This window comes from Paraburkholderia sp. RL18-101-BIB-B (genome assembly GCF_046026985.1).
GTDB lineage: Bacteria > Pseudomonadota > Gammaproteobacteria > Burkholderiales > Burkholderiaceae > Paraburkholderia.
On record NZ_JARESV010000005.1, the window covers coordinates 156,115 to 178,468 of the forward strand.

Below are 22,354 nucleotides of genomic sequence, written 5' to 3' on the forward strand. Positions count from 1 at the left end.
ACTGAGCATGATCCTTCTAGCGACTGGATCGCGAAACTCCGAGTAGTTGAGCCCGCCTTGCGCGGGCTTTTTTTTGGTCTTTTTCGGCCTTCCTGTCTGATGAATAGCGCTTAGCGCAACGAACAGCGCAGCCAGCGGCTGATTCTCGTCACGTCGGCAATGTGATCGTGCGCGCCTGGCGCACCCAACACCACGATGTCGACCGGCCTGCCGTGCACCCTCATTCGCACGACAACACAGTGTCCGGCCTCGTTGATGAAGCCGGTTTTCTGCAGAACGATCGAGCGGTCGCCGCCTCGCACCAGCGCATTCGAGTTCTGATAACTCAGGCTAGCTCGCCCGCCGCCGGGTAAAACCACTTGCGCGCGATCGGTGGAATAAGCGCGAATCAACGGATAACGGCTGGCCGCGGCGACCAGCAACGACAAATCCCGCGCTGTCGAAACGTTTTGCGGCGACAAGCCCGTGCCGTTCACAAACGACGTATGCCGCATACCGAGCGCGCGCGCCTTCGCATTCATCGCGGCGACGAAGCCCGGACGGCCGCCCGAATAATCGCGACTGAGCGCGGCCGCAGCGCGGTTCTCCGACGACATCAGCGCAATATGCAACATGTCATGGCGCGACAGCGTCGAACCGACACTCAAACGTGAACCGGTGAACTTGTCGAAATCCTGGTCCTGAACCGTAACGTTAAGCGGCGCATTCAATGCATGCCTCGTATCGAGCGACACGACGGCTGTCATCAGTTTGGATACCGAAGCGATTGGCATGACTCGGTCAGCTTGCTTTTCAGTGAGTACGGTTTGCGTTCGTTCGTCGACGACGTAGACGGATCTGGCGCGCAGCAACGCGCGCGATTTCGGCGTATAGCCGCAGCGCGCCAGCAGGCGAAGCCCTTTATGCGGCATCGACGCGCGCGACGCTGATACATGTTGCGTATCGCGCTTTGCCGCCAACTCTGCAGGCCGCCTCGCGCCGCGCGCATCCCGCGCATTGCGCACAGCTTGCCGGCGATGTCTGGGTTTGACCTTGCTGGCATGCATCGTCCGTTCGGTGCCCGTCACGTGCTTGCGCTTGTGCGTGACACGACGCCGAGCCTTGCCGGGAGTGGGCTTCTTCGCTTTGCTCGAGCGTTTGGCTTTCGCTTTGGACGTGTGCCTCGTGGACGTTTCGACGTGCTGGCTCACGCGCACGGACGGCTGACGTGCAGGCTGGTGGGCCGCACCAAACGACCCGCCGATATTCAGCCACAACAGGCCGAATACCGCGAGACAGCGGAGCCACGCAGGGAAACGACAAGCAGGAAATTCAGATGAAGGAGTTCGACGACCGTACGGCATGCAGCTTCCAGTTCTGTGCCGCATGCGCCCGTAAGAAAGGGCACGGAATCGGCAACGACGCGCCGATCTTAAGGCAGATCGCGCATGCGATCAACGGCAAAGGAACGCGCCGGCAGGCTATGCGATAACCCCACGCAAGCGGCAGACGCCACTCTCAGCAACGGAAATGATCGATGTTCTGTCCAGCGTAAATCGCGCGCGCGAGCCAGTCCGGTTTATCACCGTGACCGTCCCACGTATTGCCGTAGGCGTCGCGATACATCACGGCCCGGGTCGCGGCCGCATCGGTTTCGATCGCTTCGGCGAGCGCTTCTATCGTAATGCCGTATTCGTCCATGCGTCGGCGGATCCATGCGACCAGGCGCTCACGCGCATTCCCGTCGAAGTCGAGCTGCCGTTGTTCTCCAAGCTCTTTCATAACGTACCGGTGTCGCGGCTAATAATGCTCGCGTTAGAAAAACAAAAGGCTTCGCTAAACAACGCGAAGCCTATGCGTGATTCAGATGGCTCGAGTGCGAATCGAACTCGCGATGCCTCTCCCGATGCGGGAGAACTCGCACCTGGAAATCATGCCCATTAAATCTTGGATTATGGGGAATTCGTCGGCAACCGGATCGAATTGCGCTCGTGTCTCGCCCCGTGGTTCGGAGCTGCTTCAGCGTATGGAAAGCGATTCTAGCATCCAATTTCTTTTGCTTGCAGCAATGAATTGTTAGTCCGCGTTGCAGGGCTTTTCAATTCCCATTGGGTTATCCAGACTGTTAGCAGAAGCGGCAATACTCATCGACAAGAAATGAGCGCGAAGCAAAGGGACAAAAGCAAAGCCTCGCACTCTCATGTTATGTTTCACTGATAGCACGCTAGCGCACAGGAGACACTCGACCATGACCGCTTCAACCGCCATCATCACCATCCTCGTCGCACTCCTGTTAGGCGCCATGAGTCCGGGACCGAGTTTCGTCATCGTCGCCCGTAATGCGATCAGCTTGTCGCGCGGCGATGGTCTCGCCACCGCCATTGGCATGGGCGTCGGCGGCGTGTTCTTTAGCGGCATCGCGTTGCTCGGTCTCTATACCTTGCTGGCGAGCGTGGAATGGCTCTATGTCGGCCTGAAAGTGGCAGGCGGCCTCTATCTGATCTATCTGGCGTCGAAAATCTGGCGTGGCGCCGCCAAACCGCTCGCCTTCGATGCCACGCAAGCGGTCCAGGCCAATGCCCGTAAATCTTTCTGGATCGGCTTGAGCACACAACTCAGTAATCCGAAGACAGCCGTTTATTACGGCAGTATCTTCGCGGCCCTGCTGCCGCAACATCCGCCGCTGTGGTGCTACTTTGCATTGCCGCCTGCGATCTTCGCTATCGAAGCCGGCTGGTACACCGTTGTCGCGCTGTGTTTTTCGAGCAAGCGGCCGCGCGAAATTTACCTGCAATGGAAAGCCTGGGTCGATCGCGTCGCCGCAAGCGCCGTCGCCGCGCTGGGATTGCGCCTCATCCTGACGGCACACAAAGTGGGTATCTGAAACGCGTTGCCGCTCGAACGGCTTGCCGTGCCGCGTCGCACGGCAAGCCGGGAACCAGGGCTCTATCGGCAAGCGCGCAGCGCAAGCCGTTCGCGGCACCCGGCAAAACAGTTACAAGATAAGTGTTGACGTTGATACACCTCGGCGGTTACTGTGGCATCCGAAGTTCAAGAAGTTCGATTGCTGTTCATCAATGTCTCGCTCCCTCAGCGGTATTCGTTGTCCTCTCCCTCCTTGACGCTTCACGCGCTCTTTCACAGAGCACATCTTTCTATTTTTACCTCAAGGATTCTTCATGGATACCGGTACCGTTAAGTGGTTCAACGACAGCAAAGGCTTTGGCTTCATCACCCCGGACAAGGGCGGCGACGACCTGTTCGCACACTTCTCCGAAATCAGCGGCGACGGCTTCAAGACGCTGGCTGAGAATCAGAAAGTGAGCTTCGAAACGAAGCAAGGCCCGAAGGGTCTGCAAGCGGCCAACATCAAGCCGCTGTAAGTTTGAAGGGCTCGGTGTCCGGCAACGGACATCGGGCTGCAGCGACATCCTCGCGGAGCTTTATCTCCCACAGTTTGCGCGTATCGCTTTGAGCTGCATGCCATTCAAGCAGCTTGCCTGAGCGCCAAACGCCTCGTTGCACCTCATTCTCCCCTCCGGCTTCAACGCCCATTTTTCGCTTTTCCGACTGCGTCAGGATTCGGCTCGCAATGGCTTGAATCAGCTCGTCCGCGCGACTCGTACAAGGGTCCGCAAGGCAGGCGCGCACTCGAACATCATTAAAATATAAAATGCAAAACAAACATATTCATCACTACAACGGCTATGCCGTCAAACCCTCGGCGCATCGTTTGCCCGATGGCACTTTTTCATCCAATCTGCTGCTCGAACGCGCCGACAGCGCGCGCACCGAAGGGCGCTACCAGTTCTATTCGCTCGATTACTTCACGAACGAAGAACAGGCTTTGCAGCACTCGGCACGCTGGGCACGTCATTGGGTCGACACGCGCGGCTAAGCGCGCGACCGGCGCGCAATCCTATTCGATGGCGCGCACGTGATCCACACAGCGCGCAGTACCGGCACAGGCGTACCATTCGGCACGCCATACTCATACGCGCAACCGCATCATGGCTTTTCTTCGGCCTTGATGCGCGCGCGCAGTTCGAACTTCTGAATTTTTCCCGTCGATGTCTTCGGCAATTCGCCGAAGCGCACCGCTTTCGGCAACTTGTATCCCGCAAGAAAGAGCCGGCAGTGCGCAATGATCTCTTCCGCGCTCACCTGAGCGCCCTCCTTGAGCTCGACGAAGGCGCACGGTACCTCGCCCCACTTCGCGTCCGCCATCGCCACCACGGCAGCTACGGACACCGCAGGGTGACGGTACAGCGTGTCTTCGACCTCGATGCTCGAGATGTTCTCGCCGCCGGAAATGATGATGTCCTTGCTGCGATCGCGAATGCGGATATAGCCATCGGGCATCCGCACGCCAAGATCGCCGGTATGGAACCAGCCGCCCTGGAAGGTGGCGTCCGTCGCACGCTCGTTCTTCAGATAGCCCTTCATGCAGATGTTGCCGCGGAACATGATCTCACCGATGGTCTCGCCATCGGCGGGCACGGGCGCGAGCGTGTCCGGGTCGAGCACGGTCACCGCCGCTTGCAGGTGATAGCGCACGCCCTGCCGCGCGTTCAGTTCGGCGCGCGCGCTGTCGTCGAGCGACTCCCACTCTTCCTGTTTTGCGCAGACCGCGGCCGGCCCATAGGTTTCGGTGAGTCCGTACACGTGCGTGAGATCGAAGCCGATCTCCTTCATCTTCGCGATCACCGCCGGCGCGGGCGCCGCGCCCGCCACCATCGTCGACACGCGATGCTCGATGCCCTCGCGCCATTCGGCCGGCGCGTTCGCGAGCGCGCTCTGAACGATCGGCGCGCCGCAATAGTGCGTGATGCCTTCGCGGCGAATCAGATCGAACACCGTCTTCGCATCGAATTTGCGCAAACAGACGTTGACGCCGGCACGCGCGGCTACCGTCCACGGGAAACACCAGCCGTTGCAGTGGAATAGCGGCAAAGTCCACAGGTAGACCGCGTGCTTGGGCATATCCCATTCGAGGATATTGCTGAGCGCGTTCAGATACGCGCCGCGATGGTGGTAGACCACGCCCTTCGGATCGCCGGTCGTGCCGGAGGTGTAGTTCAGCGCAATGGCATCCCATTCGTCGGCCGGCAGGGTCCACGCGAATTCGGGGTCGCCGGATTGCAGGAACGCTTCGTAGTCTGTCGCACGGATGAATTGAGCCGGATCGGCGGGCATCGCGTCCGCCACGCTGATCACGCGCAGGTCCGGAAATTCCAGCGCGGCACGATGCGCGAACTCGCCGTACTCGGTATCGACGATCAGCGCCTTCGCCTCGCCGTGGCGCAGCATGAACAGCAGCGACGACACGTCGAGCCGCGTGTTCAGCGTATTGAGCACGGCGCCGGCCATGGGCACGCCGAAGTGCGCTTCTATCATCGGAGGAATGTTGGGCAGCAAGGCCGCGACCGTGTCGCCACGCTGAATGCCGACTCGCTGCAGCGCGCTGGCCAGACGCCGGGCGCGCTCGTAGGTCTCTCGCCAGTTCCGGCGAATCTCCCCATGGACGACCGCAGGCCGCTCACCGTAGACTTCCGCTGCGCGCACGATGAAATCGATCGGCGTTAGTGGGACATAGTTGGCCTCACGGCGCTCGAGGCCTGCTTCGAACATGTGCTTCATCGGATCGTCTCCAGAGGCGCTGGTCGCGCCGTCGATTATTCTGACTGATGAACTAGGCTAACAATTGCCATGGTGAACTGTCTGTCATTCAAATGACAGAGTGGCGCGCCCTGGCGCTGCCACATCCACATTCGCCCGAAAACCCGCAAGCTGCCATGAACGACGCTCCGCTCACCGCCCCCGCCGACGCCCGCCCGCGCAAGCCGGAACGGGTCGCGCGCGCGGATCTGCCGGGCCTGTTCGCCACGTGCGCGTGGTTCCGGGCGCTCGCCGCCGAGCATCAGGCCTTGGTGCTCGCCAGCGCGGACGCGGAGCATCTGGAAGGCGGCGCATGGATCGCGCGCCGCCAGGAGCCGTCGGACTACTGGATCGGCGTGCATTCCGGTCTCATCAAACTTGCCATCTATAGCCCTTCGGGACGCAGTTGCACGCTGTCCGGCGTGCCGCGCGGCGGCTGGTTCGGCGAAGGCAGCGTAATCAAGCGCGAACTGCGCAAATACGACGTGGCGGCGATTCAGCCCTCGCTGGTCATGTTCGTGCCGTCGGAGACGTTCCACACGCTGCTGGAGTCGAGCCTGCCGTTCACCGGCTTCGTGATCCGGCAACTGAACAACCGCATGGGCGAATTCATCGCGTCGATCCAGAATAGCCGGTTGCTCGATGTCGATGCGCGCGTCGCACAGTCGCTCGCGCAATTGTTCAACCCGGACCTCTATCCCGACACCGGCCGCACGCTGGCCATTTCGCAGGAAGAAGTCGGCCTGTTGGCGGGCGTGTCGCGTCAGCGGATCAATCAGGCGCTGCAAAACCTCGAACGGCTGCAAATTTTGCACCTCTCGTATAACCAGATCGACGTGCTCGACCTCGAACGCCTGGGCGCGTTCGGCCGGGAACAGATCTAGCGCCCAACGCCCTACCAGCCCCGTTTTTGCCCCGCATGTTTCGGCGGTCGCCTGCGCGCGGCCGTTCGACTGTTTTTCGAGCAACCGGATAAAGAAAGCGCCGCACGCGCCGTTATGCGAGCTATGCAGCGCAGATTGCAGCCTCTCCCTATTCCGAGCTCAACGTATTGTCGAATCCGATAATGAACCGTCTGACACTGAAACAGAAATTGTGGGTGCCATTGCTGCTGTGCTGGGCTGCGCTCCTGATCGTGACCGTTGTGAACGCGTACGAAGCACGTAACGGTCAAATGGACGCACGGCGCGCGGATCTGGCCGACGTCACGGACATGGCGGCATCGATCGTCGCGGACTATGCGAAGCAGGCCGACGCCGGCAAGCTCTCCGCCGACGAGGCGAAGCAACAAGCCATTGCCCGCGTCAATGCCCAACGCTACGGCGCATCCGGCTACGTGACGATCGTGCGCAGCGATTCGGTCATGATCGATCATCCGATGAGCCCGAAGCTCAACGGCAAGGACATGAGCGGCTTTCGCGACGCCAAAGGCAACGCGCTGTATCACGACATCGCCCAGGCCGGCGGCTCGGCGACCGGCGCCGGCTACCTGCGCTACTGGTGGCCGAAACCCGGCGAGACGACGCCTAGCGAGAAGATCGGTTATGTGAAGCGCTTCGTCCCGTGGGGCTGGGACTTCATCGCCGGCGCTTACATGGACGACATCGAGGCGCAGTTCTACACGACACTCGCGCGCTCGGCCGGCATGCTGGTGGTGTTGGGCGTGATGGTGTCGTTCGTGGCGTCGCGCGTGGTGCGCAGCGTGTCGCGCTCGATCGGCGGCGAGCCTTCCGCGGCGGCTTCGATTGCGATGCAGATCGCGCGCGGCGATCTGGCCACGCGCATCGACTTGCGCCGCGACGACAAGTCGAGCCTTCTGTTCTCGTTGCGTGAGATGCGCGATCAACTCGCGGCCACCGTCGCGCGGATCAAGACGTCGGCGGAGACGATCACCGTCGCTTCGAAAGAAATCGCCGCCGGCAATCTGGATCTGTCGAGCCGCACCGAGGAACAGGCCGCGTCGTTGCAGCAGACTGCCGCGAGCATGGACGAACTCACCAAGACCGTCACGCAGAACGCCGACAACGCGGCGACCGCGTCCGAACTGGCCGGCGACGCGTCGGCCATCGCCGCGCGCGGTGGCCAGGTGGTCAACGACGTCGTCGAGAAAATGGCGGGCATCACCGATAGTTCGCGCAAGATCGGCGAGATCATCGGCGTGATCGAGGGGATCGCGTTCCAGACCAACATTCTGGCGCTGAACGCCGCGGTGGAAGCCGCGCGCGCCGGCGAAGAAGGCCGCGGCTTCGCGGTGGTCGCGGGCGAGGTGCGCAATCTCGCGCAACGCAGCGCGACAGCGGCCAAGGAGATCAAAGTGCTGATCGATCAGTCGGTCGCGCAAGTCGGCGAAGGCTCGACGCTCGCGGGCAAAGCGGGTAGCACGATCGGCGAGGTGGTCGACGCGGTGCGCCGCGTGACGGCCATCATGAACGAGATTTCGGCGGCTTCGAAGGAACAGAGTTCAGGTATCGGCGAAGTCAATCTCGCGATCCGTCAGATGGACGATGTGACGCAGCGCAATGCCGCGCTCGTCGAGCAGGCCGCCGCCGTGGCCGGTTCGCTCGATGAGCAGACCGAACAGCTGCGACATGCCGTCGCCGTATTCAAGGTCGAGCAAGCTGCGTGATTGAGTGACGGTCGGTCTTTCCAGATCCGCAGGCCTGCTGACCGATAAAAGAAAGGCTGTCGCCGGGAACCCGGCGACAGCCTTTTTATTTGCCGTTGCGAAGCCGCAATCTACGCGGCACTCACACCGCTCTTTCGCGTAACAGGCCGCTCCAGAATCGCGTCGGTCTCGAACAGCGTGAACACGATGTCGGCTAGCACGCCCGACTTCTTCCAGCGCAGATAGTAGCGATGCGCCGTCTGATACGGCGCGTAGCGCTCCGGCATCGCGCTCCAGGGCGCGCGTGCGCGCAGCACCCACATCACGCTATTCACCACCCAGCGGATATCGATGCTGGGACGCCCACGCCGAGGTCCAAGGGACTTCATTTCAGGCAGCAGCGGCACGATGCGATGCCATTGCTCGTCAGTGAGATCGTGATTGGTCGGCAAATGAGGTTGCGTCTTTCGGGCGGAATTATCCATGCGGTAAAAGCGCGCGGCCGCCGCGTACAGGCTGGCGTGGCCGCGAAATAGCGTCTATCAATCAATGGATTTCAGACTAACCGAAGCACGCTTCCGCGAAGGTTAACTCTTGTCAGACGGACCCGAATAATTGTCAGAAACTGCAATAAGTTATTGCGCTAAAGGACTTTTGGCGCGACGAGGGTGCTGGTCTATCATCGGCGCGCCGGCGCATGGTCAGCTTGCGCGTGCCGGACTTGAATGAAAAATCCATAACCACATAAGCAGGAATGCCAGTGAGACAAATAAGACTCCTCAAGACCGCCGCCATCGTGGGTGGCGCCGCCCTCGCGATGACCTCCGAGCAAGCCTCGGCACAGAGCTCGATCACGCTGTACGGCGTCGCTGACGTGAGCGTTCGCTATCTGACGAACTCCAACGCCAAAAACGATGGCCGCCTGTTCATGACGAACGGCGCGATCACCAATAGCCGCTGGGGTCTGCGCGGTTCGGAGGATCTGGGCGGCGGGCTGAAGGCGATCTTCGATCTGGAAAGCGGCATCAATCTGCAGGACGGTTCAGCCTCGGACAGCCAACGGCTCTTCAACCGCAATGCGTATGTGGGCCTGAGCAGCCAATACGGCACGCTCACGCTGGGCCGTCAGAAGACACCGTTGTTCGACCTGCTCGGCGACACCTACGACCCGCTCACGGTCGGCAACTACTTCGAGAACTCATGGCTGCCGGGCGCGCTCGGCGCAGGGCTCTATGCGGACAACGCCATCAAATACACCGGCACGTACAAAGGCCTGACCATGGCCGCGATGTACTCGTTCGGCACCAACTCGGAGTCGACCGGCGCGGGCGGTTTCTCCGGCCAAGTGCCGGGCCATCTCGGCGCGGGCTCGATGTACGGCTTCACGTTGTCGTATGTGGCCGGCCCGTTGAGCGTCGCAGGCGGCGTGCAGCAGAACAGCGACAACAGCAATCACAAGCAGACCATCTTCAACGCGAACGCCGTGTATGCGTTTAGCACGGCGAAGGTGTACGTCGGCTATCTGCATTCGAAAGACGACACCGGCTTCGTCGATAGCGCGCTGGCGCAGCAGACGCTCGTGCCCGGCGTGGATATCCTGAAGGGCTCGGGCCGCGTCGACAACGGTCCGTTCGCCGGCGTGACGTGGCAGGCAACACCCGCACTCACGCTGACGGGCGCAGCGTACTACGACCACATGTCCAATGCGGCGATCGGCAACGGACAACTGGGCAGCGGCAATCGCTATACGTTGGTGGCGCTGGCTGAGTACGCATTGTCCAAGCGCACCGAGGTGTACGGCACGGTCGATTTCGACAAGGTATCGGGCGCTGCGTCGGTCGAATTACCGGGCAAGAGCAATCAGACCGGCGTTGCGCTCGGTCTGCGTACGATTTTCTAAGGCACGCAGGGCCGCTCGAGCCCAGCAAGGCGCGCGGCATCCGGCATATTCACGCCGGGCGCCGACCGGCGAAAACGTGCGCGCATAAAAAAAGGTGCCGCGAACGGCACCTTTTCGTACAACAACCAGCTTCTGCTGAAGCTTAGAAGCGGTGACGCAGACCGACGGTAGCAGCCGTCTGGTTCTTCGACGACGACGGCAGTTGCGTGTTGTCGCCGCTGTAGATCGAAGCGACACCGCCGTCGCCCATTGCGTGCTGGTACACGGCTTGAGCGTAGACGTCCGTACGACGCGACAGCGAGTAGTCAGCCTGCAGGCCGATCTGGTGGTAGCGCACCGACTCCGAACCACCGTTCGCACCAACGCCGTAGCCCTTGCCGTCCGTGAACGTGTAAGCAACGCCCAGGCCCAGAGCCGGGGTCACGTTGTACTTGCCGTTGACTTCGTAGTTGTTAGCGCGCAGCGATTGCTGGCCAGCCGTGAAGTTGTCCGAACGCGATTGCGTCCACGCCAGACCGACGGTAGCCGGGCCGAAAGCGTACGAACCAGCAACGCCGAATTCACGTTGACGGAAGTTGCCGACGTTGCCTGCCAGTGCGTTGACGTACGAACCGTCCGAAGCACCGGTGTTACCTGCGCCCGGGTTGTTTTGCTGTGCGTAAGCAGCACCCAGGTGCAGACCTTGCCACTGGTATGCAGCACCAACGCTGTATTCGCGGTTGTTTGCGAATGCGCCAGCCTGGTTCGAGAAGCCGTACGTGCCGCCGAACGTGAAGCCAGCGTAGTTAGCGCTCGAGTACTTGATCGAGTTGTTGACTGCGTAGCCGCCGTTCGTGTTCAGGTTGTCGTTGTTGAACGGGTGCGCGAAGTACGTACCGCCCCAGCTGCCCGTTGCGGTCAGCGGTGCCAGGTAGTCTTGAGCTGCGTCATATTGACGACCCAGCGTGACCGTACCGAATTGCGCGCTCGACAGACCGACGAAAGCTTGACGGTTGAACATGCCGTTGTTGTTAGCGAACTTGCCGTTGTTGATGTTGAAGCCGCTTTCCAACGTGAAGATTGCCTTCAGACCGCCGCCCAGGTCTTCCGAACCGCGCAGACCGAACATGCTTTGGTTGATGCCGCCGCTACCAGCTGCCCACTTCGAATTGTGGTTGACGTTGCTCGTGTAAGTCAGGCCCGCGTCCAGCAGACCATACAGGGTCACGCTGCTTTGTGCGTGAGCGACGGAAGCGAACGATGCGGCAACCGCAACGACGATGAGACTCTTTTTCATGCGTGGGACTCCTGTTCGATAAATTTACGCGGGGAGCGGGACCTGCCTCGGCAGCGCATGCATCGCACCCACTGCCGCCCTGTTCGCCGACCCGTTTCGGATCAGCCGGGCACCCTTGAAACGAAGCGTGAGTGTAGGGGGACACCCTGGTAGCGAGGCCGGCAATTCACGCAACAGGATTTTTCAGAATCAGCAATAATCTAATTGCCGCAGGCATTAAGTCTTTGTTTTTCCGGCATTAATTGCAAAATTAGGCAAGTGTCGCACCTGCTCTGAACATAAGTAATTTGCAACTTCTCAATATTGTCAGTTGTGTGTATGCAACAGGGTTTTCATATTCCTGTCGTAATCGGGTCGGAACGATTAAAAAATCAGAAACTTCTGACTGCCCGAAAATGAGGCAATTAGGCCGCACGCATTCAGTTCAATGTAAATTTATTTTAGAAAACCTGGAACTTAATTGAATGAATGGAGTCGTTTGATTCAAACCGGATTAGCCAGTGTCATTGAACTGGTCATTAATGTCTTTGCGGAGTGGAATGAATTTAATGGAAGTTGCGGGGGCGATTCCGCGCACTTCGCAAGCCCGCGTGTCGAAGGGGAAAGCCTTCAGCACGGGCGTTGCCCGGAGGTGAGATGCGGCGCCGACCGCCGCGTGACAAAAACCCGTGCTGAAAGCGGATGGCACACATCGAACAGCCTTCCGCCTCCATTAAACGGCACGAACGTGCGATTTTTTACACGGAGTTTCCCTAGTTCCCGGCAAGCACGGCCTTATGGCTTGTCGTGCGATCGCCGGAGCGCGTCCTCATCCTCGGGAGAAGCGCCCGGCGCAAGCGGATCGGCTTCGGGCGGCACGCCTGGCAACGGACGCGGCTGCTCGTCGGGTTCATCGAGCGGCTGGTTGGCGGGGTCGGCAACGGGGTCGATAGTCGGATCGGTTTGCATGATGAGCGTCCTGAGGATGGGAATATCTCCCAACACTCAGCGCGCAACGGCTATTCCCGAGGTTCCGGCGCCACGGTCAACTCGCTCGGCCTTGCGCCGCCGTCTCGATCGGTTGATGTCCGGCTGTAGAAATTGCCCCGTGTACGCCGAAACTTTCAACGCCCAATCGCGCGACTGAACACGCCGCGCCCTGTCACGAGACTAATGGCGATCCGGCCGCGAGCGCGGCATCTCGTCGCCCGAACCGGTCAGGAACGGCTCCAGCCCGAACAGCCAGGCAAAGCAGAAGGTGGCGCGCGTCAACGCACTGACCTGCTGTCGTTGCGGCGCACTCTCACCGGCGCCTTCCAGCGGAGTGGCCAGCAAGGGTCGAGTCTGCACAAACTCAGTAGCGGTGTGGTCAGGTCGCATGATCGTTCTCGTTATTGATATGGTTTGGACGCCGAGCTTATGCAAACGACGTGCCACTCGCACTGACCGACCTCGGGCCGACTGCTACTCAGATTAGCGCCGCTATCGCAAATGGCGTCTGTGCGCCGGAGCGCGAAACGGAAGCAACGAGATGACGAGCCGAATCCTGCAAAAGAGGGATTAAATCGAACGGAGTTTGCGCCGGCAACGGCAGAAGGAATGACGATATTGCCGCGACGTGAAATGCGCCGCTTAACACGCTCGCTTAACTCACAACATCCGATCTGAAGCGCTTTGGAAATCCCGCCAATGCTGTGACGAACATCTTTCACCCAACCGGATAGAAATCCGCCATGCGTAGATTAATAGCGCAGCGAAAGTGACATATTGCCGCGCCCGATATCCGCTTCACGCCATAAAAACAAAAAGGGTTCCGACATTATCGGAACCCTTTCTTAGCATCGATGGTGGGCCGGGTCGGATTCGAACCGACGGTGTCCTTTCGGAGGCGGATTATGAGTCCGCTGCCTGCAACCAGCACGGCGTCCGGCCCAAGAAAAAAGACCCGGTCGTGAAGGCCGGGCCTATTCGTTGATTGGCCGACATACTACACGAAAAAGGGGCCTTCGCAACCGCTTCGCTACGGCGAAACAACCGCGAGGCCCCTTCAAACCGCTACATCATTTGCAACCAACGCCAGCTTCGATCAATTCCCTTCGAGGAACGACTTCAGCTTGTCCGAACGGCTCGGGTGACGCAGCTTGCGCAGCGCCTTCGCCTCGATCTGACGGATCCGTTCACGCGTCACGTCGAATTGCTTGCCGACTTCTTCGAGCGTGTGATCGGTGCTCATCTCGATACCGAAACGCATGCGCAGCACCTTCGCTTCACGCGGCGTCAGCGAGTCGAGCACGTCCTTCACGACATCGCGCATGCTGGCATGCAAAGCGGCGTCGGCCGGCGCAACCGTGTTGTTGTCTTCGATGAAGTCGCCCAGATGCGAATCGTCGTCGTCACCGATCGGCGTTTCCATCGAGATCGGCTCCTTCGCGATCTTCATGATCTTGCGGATCTTGTCTTCCGGCATTTCCATCTTCTCGGCCAGCGTTGCCGGATCCGGCTCGAGACCGGTTTCCTGCAGAATCTGACGCGAGATGCGGTTCATCTTGTTGATCGTTTCGATCATGTGAACCGGAATCCGGATCGTGCGCGCCTGGTCCGCGATCGAACGCGTAATGGCCTGACGGATCCACCACGTTGCATACGTGGAGAACTTGTAGCCACGACGATATTCGAACTTGTCCACCGCCTTCATCAGGCCGATGTTGCCTTCCTGAATCAGGTCGAGGAACTGCAGACCACGGTTCGTGTACTTCTTCGCGATCGAGATCACGAGACGCAAGTTCGCCTCGGTCATTTCGCGCTTCGCCTGACGCGCCTTCAGTTCACCCGCCGCCATCTGACGGTTGGTTTCCTTCAGGTCCTTCAGCGGCAGCACGACACGCGCTTGCAGATCCAGCAGACGCTGCTGCTGTTCGCGAATGGCCGGGATGTTCCGCGTGAGGATCGCGCTATACGCGTGACCTTCACCGACGATCTTGTCGGCCCATTCGAGATCCGTTTCGCTGCCCGGGAAACGCGCGATGAATTCCGCACGCGGCATGCCGCACTTGTCGACCACCGTATGCAGGATCTGACGCTCGACCTGACGCACTTCGTCCACTTGCGCACGCAGCGTGTCGCACAGACGCTCGACGGTGCGCGCGGTAAAGCGGATCGTCATCAGCTCGTTCTGGATCGTTTCCTGTGCCTTCAGATACGACTTGGACTTGTAGCCTTCCTTCTCGAACGCGCGACGCATCTTGTCGAACCATTCGCTGATCATCGCGAATTTTTCGAGCGACGCACGCTTGAGCGCTTCCATCTGCGCTGCGTTGGCCGTAGCTTGCGCCGTGCCGTCGTCTTCTTCCTCGTCCTCTTCCGCGTCCTCTTCGACTTCCTCGTCTTCGCTCTCAATCGCTTCCGCTTCCTGCGCGGAGAAGCCGTCCGCGTCTTCCGCGTTGGCGTCGATCAGGCCGTCGACCAGTTCGTCGATGCGAATTTCCTCGTTCGCGACGCGCTCCGCCATCGCCAGGATGTCGGCGATCGTGGTCGGGCACGCGGAGATGGCCATCACCATGTGCTTCAGGCCGTCTTCGATCCGCTTGGCGATTTCGATTTCGCCTTCGCGCGTGAGCAGCTCCACCGTGCCCATTTCGCGCATGTACATGCGGACCGGGTCGGTGGTGCGGCCGAATTCCGAGTCGACGGTGGACAGCGCAACTTCCGCTTCCTCTTCCACTTCGTCGTCCGACGAAGCCGCCGGCGCGTTGTCGTTCAGCAGCAGCGTTTCAGCGTCCGGGGCCTGCTCGTACACCGCCACGCCCATGTCGTTGAACGTGCTGATAATGCCTTCGATCGCCTCGGTCTCGGTGAAGTTGTCCGGCAGGTGGTCGTTGATTTCAGCGTACGTCAGGAAGCCGCGCTCCTTGCCGAGCTTGATCAGCGCGCGCAGTTTGGAGCGGCGTTCCTCGAGTTCCTCGACCGTGCCCGGCTGTGACGACGCGAAAGCGTCTTTCAGCAGCGCTTTTTCCTTTGCACGACGATCGCGAGCCTTGGCCTTTTCCACCTTGGCTGGAACAGCCGCGGGGCTTTCTTCGCTTTGGGTTGCGTCGTCATCGACGGGTACTTCGTTCAGCTTTTTCGTCATGGAGTTCGCCGTACCGGCTGTAGTCTCGACTCGCGGCTGGTGGACAACAGCCGTTTGAACCGTGGATACTGGAACCTCGCGCACTACCGCATCGTCCTGCGCGGCAGCCGCTTCCCTTGCGCTTCTGACACCCGACCCCTTCGTGGCCGGTACTGCTACAACTTTCGCCGCCCTGTCCGGCTCCGCTCGCGCAGCCGACGTGGTCGAGGACTTCTTCCCGGCAACCGGTGCAACGCTAACCGCAGACGTTTTTCTGGTGGAAGAAACTAACCTGGCCTCGGTGACCTTTCTGGTCCGCTCCGTGGAGCTTGTGCCTGTTGTTTTCTTTCCGCCCGTAGTTCCGCCCGTAGTCTTTGCCATCGCATCGCCTTTTCGCCTTTGCTAGGAAAACCCTTGAAAAACAAACCGCTGGAAACCTTTTATTATACCACCCAGGCTTCCTGCGCTCCGCCTACAGCCCGAGCTGGCGCTTCATGTCAGCCCGCTTCCGATTAAGCTCCGACAGCTCCGCAAACTCCTCCGGCGTGTGCCGGGATTGCCGCGAAAGCTGCTCGAGACGATCGCAGTAAGCGTCGTACCGCATCTTCAGGATCGCCGCCTTCAGTTCCTCGCCGACAATCCGTTCCTGCTCGCGCCGTTCCTCGATGACGGTCGCATCTTCCGGGTCCTTCAGCAGTAAATCCCGGACGTTTTCATCATAGTCTAGAATTTTGCGAAAGATTTCCTCGAAAGTTGGGGCGTTCGCGCCGTTTCGCAATAGGTCGGACAACAACTGAAACTCTGCCGAATCGCCCAGCGCACGCGCGTGCGTCGTCACTTCCTCGAACAACTCGCCGTGCCGCGTGACCGTGAGAAGAGCCTGTTCGGCCTCTTCGTCCAGCACGGACACCGTGCGCGGATACATCACCAGATTGCGCAGCGTTTTTTCCTCGATCCCGGTCACACTGCGCCGGTCTTTGCGGGCCGGCGCAGCGCGGGCCGCCGCCGCGATGCGCGAATCGACCTCGCATAGCGCGGCGACCTCGTCGAATGGCACGTCGAGCCGGTCGGCGAACATATGCATGATCTGGGCGCGCAGCGCGTTGGCCGGCAGCGCCTGCAGCAGCGGCTTGGCGTCGAACAGCGCGCGGGCCCTGCCTTCCGGCTGATCCAGCTCCTTGCCGGTCAGCACCTCGTTCAGCATGAACTGCGACAGCGGCATGGCCCGCTCGACCTGCTCGGCGAAACCCTCGGTGCCGAATTCACGCACATAGCTGTCCGGATCGTGCTCGGACGGCAAAAACAGGAACCGGATGGTCCGGTTGTCCGCCGCATGCGGCAAACAGGCGTCCAGCGCACGCCGGGCGGCGCGCCGGCCGGCCGAATCGCCGTCGAAACTGAAGATGACCGTGTCGGTCTGGCGCATCAGTTTCTGCACATGAATCGGCGTGCAGGCCGTGCCGAGCGTGGCGACCGCGTTCTGGAACCCCAATTGGGCCAGCGCGACCACGTCCATATAGCCTTCCACGACCAGCACGTAGTGCTGCTCGCGAATTGCCAGACGCGCCTCGAACAGCCCATACAGCTCGCTGCCCTTGTTAAATAAAGGCGTTTCGGGCGAATTCAAATATTTGGGCTCGCCGCCGTCCAGCACGCGGCCGCCGAAGCCGATCACCTGACCTTTCACATTGCGTATCGGGAACATGACGCGCTCGCGAAAGCGGTCGTACCTGCGGTTCTGGCCCTGAGCGTCGGACTTTTCGCTGACGATCACCAGACCCGATTCGACCAGCGAATCGTCGCGGTAGTTCGGAAAGGCCGCTTCGAGGTTCTGCCAGCCGTCCGGGGCATAGCCGAGCCCGAAACGGGCCGCGATCTCGCCGGTCAAGCCGCGTTTCTTCAGGTACTGGATCGCGACCGGCGCGCTGCGCAGTTGCTTGCGGTAGAAGTCGCAGGCGGTCTGCATGACATCGGAAAGCGCGGTGGTAACCGCTTTGGACGCCGCCGGCGCATAGCCGCCGCCGGAACCGCCGCCGCCATAGCCGGGCGATGGCTCATTCGGCACCGTCAAGCCGACCGACTGCGCCAGTTCGTTGACCGCTTCCGGAAACGATGAACCGACGTGTTCCATCAGGAACCCGATGGCCGTACCATGCGCGCCGCAGCCGAAGCAGTGATAGAACTGCTTAGTCGGACTAACCGTAAACGAAGGGCTTTTCTCGTTGTGGAACGGGCACAGCCCCATGAAGTTCGCGCCGCCCTTTTTCAACTGCACATACCGGCCGACCACGTCGACGATATCGACGCGGTTGAGCAGGTCCTGCAGGAATGACGGAGGAATCACAGTAAATGACGCTGCCTAAAAACTCAGCGCCGCGCGCGCCGTCGAAATAACGGCATGCACAGCGCGGAAATACGGGAATTTACTTCGCGAGCGCGGCTTTGACTTGCGCCGAGACAGCGGTCATGTCGGCACGGCCGGCCAGCTTCGGCTTGAGCACGCCCATCACTTTGCCCATGTCCTGCGGGCCGGCTGCGCCGGTTTGCGCCACCGCGGCCTGCACTTCGGCGACGATCTCCGCCTCGGACATCTGTTCCGGCATATAAGCAGACAAGATCGCCAGCTCGGCCTTTTCCTTGTCGGCCAGATCGGTGCGGCCAGCGGCTTCGAACTGGCTGATCGAGTCTTTGCGCTGCTTGATCATCTTGTCGATGACCGCGGTGATCGCGGTGTCGTCGAGCGTGATGCGCTCGTCGACTTCGCGCTGCTTGATCGCGGCGAGCAGCAGACGGACCGTGCCGAGGCGCTCGGTCTCACGTGCCCGCATGGCGGCCTTCATATCGTCGTTGATCCGGTCCTTGAGACTCATCACTCACCTGAATGCGTTGGAATTTGAAAAACCGGCCAGGCTAATTGCATCAACACGCGCATCAACACGAATACCCGCTTGGGACTGCTTCCTCAAGCGGGTTGGCACACTGTGCGTTATGGTTGCGACCCTGCCGGCTGGCCCGAAGGGCCGTGTTTTCCGTGATGGCACCTGTCGTGCCCTCACCGGTTGAATGTCGCCGCTCCGTTCAACGGGAACCGCGGCAACGCCAGAATCAGTAGAACTTCTTTGGCAGCGTCTGGCCACGCAGACGCTTGAAATGACGCTTCACCGCAGCCGCCTTCTTACGCTTGCGCTCAGCCGTAGGCTTTTCGTAAAACTCGCGAGCGCGAAGTTCCGTCAGCAAGCCGTTTTTCTCCATGGTGCGCTTGAACCGGCGCATGGCGACTTCGAACGGCTCGTTGTCTTTTACGCGGATGGTCGTCATTTTTCAATAACGGAACTTTGTAAAGGTTCAGGAGTATAGCAGAGCTTTCTCACAAAGCCAGAGCGCCGTCAAGCCCCTCTGGCATACTCCGCGGCCGCCTGGCCGGCCGCCACACCCGATGCCCACGCCCATTGAAAGTTGTAGCCACCCAGCCAACCGGTTACGTCGACAGCTTCGCCGATGAAGTACAAGCCCGGCGCGCGCGCGCTCATCATCGTCGATGACGACAGGTCGCGCGTGTCGATGCCGCCGCGCGTCACTTCGGCTTTGCGATAGCCTTCCGTGCCGTTGGGGGTGAGCGTCCAGCGCGACAGGGCTTCGCCGACGCGGCGCAGGGTTTTGTCCGGCAAATCGGCCACGCGGGCTTCGGCGGAAATCTGATGGGTTTCCAGCCAGACATGGGCGAGCCGCTGCGGTACCCATTCCGACAACAGATTGGCGATCTGACGCTTGGTGCCGGTTTTCGCCTCGAGCAAGGCGGTCGTGGCGTCCTGGGCCGGCAAGAGGTTGATGTGAATCGGCTCGCCGGGCTGCCAGTAGCTCGAAATCTGCAGCACACCCGGGCCGGAAAGGCCGCGGTGGGTGAGCAGCAGGTCTTCGTTGAACTCGGCGCCGGTCTTCTTGTTGCCGGTCGCCAGTTGCACTTCCAGCGAGACACCGGACAGCGCCGCGAACGGCTCCCAGTCGGCTGCGGCGAAGGTCAGCGGGACTAGCGCGGGGCGCGTGTCGATCAGCTTGTGGCCGAACTGTTTGGCAAGACGGTAGGCGAAATCGGTGGCGCCGATCTTGGGAATCGACAGTCCGCCCGTTGCGACCACGAGCGCGCGCGCCATGATTGGCCCCGACTGCGTATCCAGCGTGAAGCGCCCTTCCGGGTCCTGCCGCACCTGCTCGACCGACAGCGGCGTGCGCCATGCCACGCGGCCCGCGTCGCACTCGTGCTTCAACACATTGATGACCGCGTCGCTCGATTGGTCGCAGAAGAGCTGGCCTTTATGCTTCTCGTGCCACGTCACGTGATGGCGCTTGAGCAGCGCCATGAAGTCGCGCGGCGTGTAGCGCGCGAGCGCCGAGCGGCAAAAATGCGGGTTGGCCGACAGGTAATTGGCCGGGCCGGCATACAGATTCGTGAAGTTGCAACGGCCGCCGCCGGAGATGCGGATCTTCTCCGCGAGACGCTGCGAGTGGTCGATCAGCACCACGCGACGGCCGAGTTGCCCGGCCACGGCCGCGCACATCATGCCGGCCGCGCCTGCGCCGATCACTGCGATATCGAAGGATTCCATGGGGCCGCATTGTACCCGCGCGTCGGCGGCGCCTTGCCCGCACTGCTATACTTTCAGGCTTGCCTTCTCACTGTCGGGCGCCTGGGTTTTGTTAATCCGGCGTCCACTCAAGCGACCCATCATGCTCGTTCTCGGCATCGAAAGCTCTTGCGACGAAACCGGTCTCGCGCTCTACGACACGGAGCGCGGCCTGCTTGCGCACGCGCTGCATTCGCAAATTGCGATGCATCGGGAGTACGGCGGCGTGGTGCCGGAACTGGCGTCGCGCGATCACATCCGGCGTGCGCTGCCGCTGCTCGAAGAGGTGATGGAACGCGCCGGCGCGGCCCGCGGCGACATCGACGCGATCGCCTATACGCAAGGCCCGGGTCTCGCGGGCGCGCTGCTGGTCGGCGCGAGCGTCGCCAATTCGCTGGCCATGGCGTGGGACAAGCCGACTATCGGCATTCATCACCTCGAAGGGCATTTGCTCTCGCCGTTGCTGGTGGATGAGCCGCCGCCGTTCCCGTTCGTCGCGCTGCTGGTGTCCGGCGGTCACACGCAACTGATGCGCGTGACTGACGTCGGCGTCTACGAGACGCTCGGCGAAACGCTGGACGACGCAGCCGGCGAAGCCTTCGACAAAACCGCCAAGCTGCTCGGCCTCGGTTACCCGGGCGGCCCGGAAGTCTCGCGCATGGCCGAATTCGGCACGCCGGGCGCGGTGGTCCTGCCGCGTCCCATGCTGCATTCCGGCGACCTGGATTTCAGCTTCAGCGGCTTGAAGACCGCTGTCCTCACGCACGCCAAGAAGCTCGGCGGCTCGAATATCTGCGAGCAGGCGAAAGCCGATCTGGCGCGCGGTTTCGTCGACGCGGCTGTCGAGGTTCTGGCGGCGAAGTCGCTGGCCGCGCTCAAGAAGACGAAGCTCAACCGGCTGGTCGTCGCGGGCGGGGTCGGCGCGAACCGGCAATTGCGCGAGGCGCTTTCCGCTGCCGCGAAGAAGCGCAATTTCTACGTGCACTATCCGGACCTGTCGCTGTGCACGGACAACGGCGCGATGATCGCGCTGGCCGGTGCCTTGCGACTGCAACGCTGGCCCGATCAATCGGGCAAGGACTACGCGTTCACGGTGAAGCCTCGCTGGGATCTGACGTCCCTCGCACGCTGAGTTCGACATCGTTACGCCGTAAAAAAAGCCGCTTCAAGAAGCGGCTTTTTTGATGCAGTCGGCAAACGCGCGTATCAAGCCACGCGCTTATCCCGCTCGATCACCGCGTACGCGCTGTGATTGTGAATCGACTCGAAGTTCTCGGCTTCCAGCACGTAGGCGACGATCCGCTCGTCCGCATTCAGACGTTGCGCGACATCGCGCACCAGGTCTTCGACGAACTTCGGATTTTCATAAGCACGCTCGGTCACGAACTTCTCGTCCGGGCGCTTGAGCAAGCCCCACAGTTCGCACGAGGCTTCTTCTTCGGCGATACGAATCAGTTCTTCCACGGCCACATCGCCTGCCAGTTCGGCGTTGATCGTGACGTGCGAGCGCTGGTTATGCGCGCCGTACTGCGAGATCTTCTTCGAGCACGGGCACAGGCTCGTCACCGGCACCAGCACTTGCAGGAACAGACGCGTCGCGCCGTTGCGAGTGTCACCCGTCAGCGTGACTTCGTAGTCGAGCAGGCTCTGCACGCCCGACACTGGCGCGGTCTTGTTCACGAAGTACGGGAACGACACCTCGATGCGGCCGGCCTCGGCTTCGAGCTTTTCGAGCATGGCGGCGAGCATGGTGCGGAACGTGGCCGGCTCCAGCGGCGCCTTGTTCTCTTCGAGCAAGGCGACGAAGCGCGACATGTGCGTGCCCTTCTGCTCAGCCGGCAGATGTACGTCGAGGTTCCACGTACCAACCGTCGGCTGCACCTCGCCACCTTGCGTGCGCACCGTCAGCGGATGGCGCACGGCCTTCACGCCGACACGCTGAATCGGGATCTGACGAGTGTCGGGCGTGCTTTGCACGTCGGGCATCACAAAGGCGGGATTCATCTGATTCATTTCTTGTCCTTTCAGGAAACGCCGGACCGCCCTGAGTCTTCGCCCCGAAGGAAGTCCCCTTCGGGATTCCCTCGTGAGGGCTGCCGCAAAGCGACAGGTTCGGCGGCTCCCAGCGGCCGCGCGAATCAAGGCGCGCAATGGCGAACGCCGGCCCCTGCCGGCGTTGGATGATGGGCCCGAAGGCCCACCGATTCAAAGTGGAGATTGCTTATGG

The 22,354-nt window shown here is 61.1% G+C and carries 21 protein-coding genes and 1 tRNA gene; 8 read left to right on the forward strand and 14 right to left on the reverse strand.

What is annotated here, in order from left to right; genetic code table 11:
• Positions 1 to 110 precede the first annotated feature (110 nt).
• Entirely contained in the window at positions 111 to 1,343 is a 1,233-nt protein-coding gene (locus P0D73_RS11345) for a serine hydrolase (protein ID WP_408431377.1), read from the reverse strand.
• Between P0D73_RS11345 and P0D73_RS11350 the strand changes: the two genes are divergently transcribed.
• The gene (locus tag P0D73_RS11350; RefSeq protein ID WP_408178624.1) at positions 1,316 to 1,471 is read left to right on the forward strand and encodes a hypothetical protein; all 156 of its coding nucleotides are present in this window, start codon (positions 1,316 to 1,318) and stop codon (positions 1,469 to 1,471) included. The two genes, P0D73_RS11345 and P0D73_RS11350, sit on opposite strands and share 28 nt — an antisense overlap.
• A 26-nt stretch (positions 1,472 to 1,497) precedes the next feature.
• Here the strand turns inward: P0D73_RS11350 and P0D73_RS11355 are convergent, their stop codons facing one another.
• Complete coding sequence (locus tag P0D73_RS11355; protein ID WP_106282679.1) at positions 1,498 to 1,761, reverse strand: H-NS family nucleoid-associated regulatory protein; 264 nt, start codon at positions 1,759 to 1,761, stop codon at positions 1,498 to 1,500.
• Positions 1,762 to 2,227: 466 nt separating this feature from the next.
• Between P0D73_RS11355 and P0D73_RS11360 the strand changes: the two genes are divergently transcribed.
• The 3 genes from P0D73_RS11360 (at position 2,228) to P0D73_RS11370 (ending at position 3,877) form a co-directional block, all read left to right on the forward strand.
• Entirely contained in the window at positions 2,228 to 2,863 is a 636-nt protein-coding gene (locus tag P0D73_RS11360; RefSeq protein ID WP_408431379.1) for a LysE family translocator, read from the forward strand.
• 295 nt (positions 2,864 to 3,158) lie between these two features.
• Positions 3,159 to 3,362, forward strand: a complete 204-nt coding sequence (locus P0D73_RS11365; RefSeq protein WP_012428559.1) for a cold-shock protein — start codon at positions 3,159 to 3,161, stop codon at positions 3,360 to 3,362.
• Between the two features lie 290 nt (positions 3,363 to 3,652).
• Positions 3,653 to 3,877 carry a hypothetical protein gene (locus P0D73_RS11370; protein ID WP_132383764.1) on the forward strand — a complete coding sequence of 75 codons (225 nt, stop codon included), beginning with the start codon at positions 3,653 to 3,655 and terminating at the stop codon, positions 3,875 to 3,877.
• 110 nt (positions 3,878 to 3,987) lie between these two features.
• Here the strand turns inward: P0D73_RS11370 and P0D73_RS11375 are convergent, their stop codons facing one another.
• The gene (locus tag P0D73_RS11375; protein WP_408431381.1) at positions 3,988 to 5,619 is read right to left on the reverse strand and encodes an acyl-CoA synthetase; all 1,632 of its coding nucleotides are present in this window, start codon (positions 5,617 to 5,619) and stop codon (positions 3,988 to 3,990) included.
• A gap of 92 nt (positions 5,620 to 5,711) precedes the next feature.
• On the opposite strand from P0D73_RS11375, the gene P0D73_RS11380 reads away from it, so the two are divergent.
• A complete protein-coding gene (locus P0D73_RS11380) occupies positions 5,712 to 6,521 on the forward strand; it encodes a Crp/Fnr family transcriptional regulator (protein WP_408431383.1) in 810 nt (269 codons plus the stop codon).
• Positions 6,522 to 6,703: 182 nt separating this feature from the next.
• A complete protein-coding gene (locus P0D73_RS11385) occupies positions 6,704 to 8,263 on the forward strand; it encodes a methyl-accepting chemotaxis protein (protein WP_408431385.1) in 1,560 nt (519 codons plus the stop codon).
• Positions 8,264 to 8,373: 110 nt separating this feature from the next.
• On the opposite strand, the gene P0D73_RS11390 is transcribed toward P0D73_RS11385, so the two are convergent.
• Complete coding sequence (locus P0D73_RS11390; protein ID WP_408431387.1) at positions 8,374 to 8,727, reverse strand: transposase; 354 nt, start codon at positions 8,725 to 8,727, stop codon at positions 8,374 to 8,376.
• Positions 8,728 to 9,059: 332 nt separating this feature from the next.
• On the opposite strand from P0D73_RS11390, the gene P0D73_RS11395 reads away from it, so the two are divergent.
• Positions 9,060 to 10,142: a porin gene (locus P0D73_RS11395; protein WP_408178619.1), complete on the forward strand. Its 1,083-nt coding sequence runs from the start codon at positions 9,060 to 9,062 to the stop codon at positions 10,140 to 10,142.
• A 142-nt stretch (positions 10,143 to 10,284) separates the two neighbouring features.
• On the opposite strand, the gene P0D73_RS11400 is transcribed toward P0D73_RS11395, so the two are convergent.
• The 9 genes from P0D73_RS11400 to P0D73_RS11440 all read right to left on the reverse strand — a co-directional run bounded on the left by P0D73_RS11400 (position 10,285) and on the right by P0D73_RS11440 (position 20,109).
• On the reverse strand, positions 10,285 to 11,418 hold the full coding sequence (locus P0D73_RS11400) for a porin (RefSeq protein ID WP_132383752.1): 1,134 nt from the start codon (positions 11,416 to 11,418) through the stop codon (positions 10,285 to 10,287).
• 774 nt (positions 11,419 to 12,192) lie between these two features.
• A complete protein-coding gene (locus tag P0D73_RS11405; protein WP_408431391.1) occupies positions 12,193 to 12,366 on the reverse strand; it encodes a hypothetical protein in 174 nt (57 codons plus the stop codon).
• Between the two features lie 201 nt (positions 12,367 to 12,567).
• On the reverse strand, positions 12,568 to 12,777 hold the full coding sequence (locus P0D73_RS11410; protein WP_408287042.1) for a hypothetical protein: 210 nt from the start codon (positions 12,775 to 12,777) through the stop codon (positions 12,568 to 12,570).
• Positions 12,778 to 13,242: 465 nt separating this feature from the next.
• Positions 13,243 to 13,330: transfer RNA gene (locus P0D73_RS11415), tRNA-Ile, on the reverse strand.
• A gap of 153 nt (positions 13,331 to 13,483) precedes the next feature.
• A complete protein-coding gene (rpoD, locus tag P0D73_RS11420) occupies positions 13,484 to 15,886 on the reverse strand; it encodes an RNA polymerase sigma factor RpoD (protein WP_408315965.1) in 2,403 nt (800 codons plus the stop codon).
• A 91-nt stretch (positions 15,887 to 15,977) separates the two neighbouring features.
• Positions 15,978 to 17,849: a DNA primase gene (dnaG, locus tag P0D73_RS11425; protein WP_132383746.1), complete on the reverse strand. Its 1,872-nt coding sequence runs from the start codon at positions 17,847 to 17,849 to the stop codon at positions 15,978 to 15,980.
• Positions 17,850 to 17,928: 79 nt separating this feature from the next.
• A complete protein-coding gene (locus P0D73_RS11430; protein ID WP_011490548.1) occupies positions 17,929 to 18,375 on the reverse strand; it encodes a GatB/YqeY domain-containing protein in 447 nt (148 codons plus the stop codon).
• 235 nt (positions 18,376 to 18,610) lie between these two features.
• The gene (gene rpsU / locus P0D73_RS11435; protein WP_408178504.1) at positions 18,611 to 18,823 is read right to left on the reverse strand and encodes a 30S ribosomal protein S21; all 213 of its coding nucleotides are present in this window, start codon (positions 18,821 to 18,823) and stop codon (positions 18,611 to 18,613) included.
• Positions 18,824 to 18,891: 68 nt separating this feature from the next.
• Positions 18,892 to 20,109, reverse strand: a complete 1,218-nt coding sequence (locus P0D73_RS11440; RefSeq protein WP_132383744.1) for a BaiN/RdsA family NAD(P)/FAD-dependent oxidoreductase — start codon at positions 20,107 to 20,109, stop codon at positions 18,892 to 18,894.
• 121 nt (positions 20,110 to 20,230) lie between these two features.
• On the opposite strand from P0D73_RS11440, the gene tsaD reads away from it, so the two are divergent.
• Entirely contained in the window at positions 20,231 to 21,259 is a 1,029-nt protein-coding gene (tsaD, locus tag P0D73_RS11445) for a tRNA (adenosine(37)-N6)-threonylcarbamoyltransferase complex transferase subunit TsaD (RefSeq protein WP_132383742.1), read from the forward strand.
• Positions 21,260 to 21,333: 74 nt separating this feature from the next.
• Here the strand turns inward: tsaD and folE2 are convergent, their stop codons facing one another.
• Complete coding sequence (gene folE2 / locus P0D73_RS11450) at positions 21,334 to 22,140, reverse strand: GTP cyclohydrolase FolE2 (protein ID WP_132383740.1); 807 nt, start codon at positions 22,138 to 22,140, stop codon at positions 21,334 to 21,336.
• Between the last annotated feature and the right edge of the window lie 214 nt (positions 22,141 to 22,354).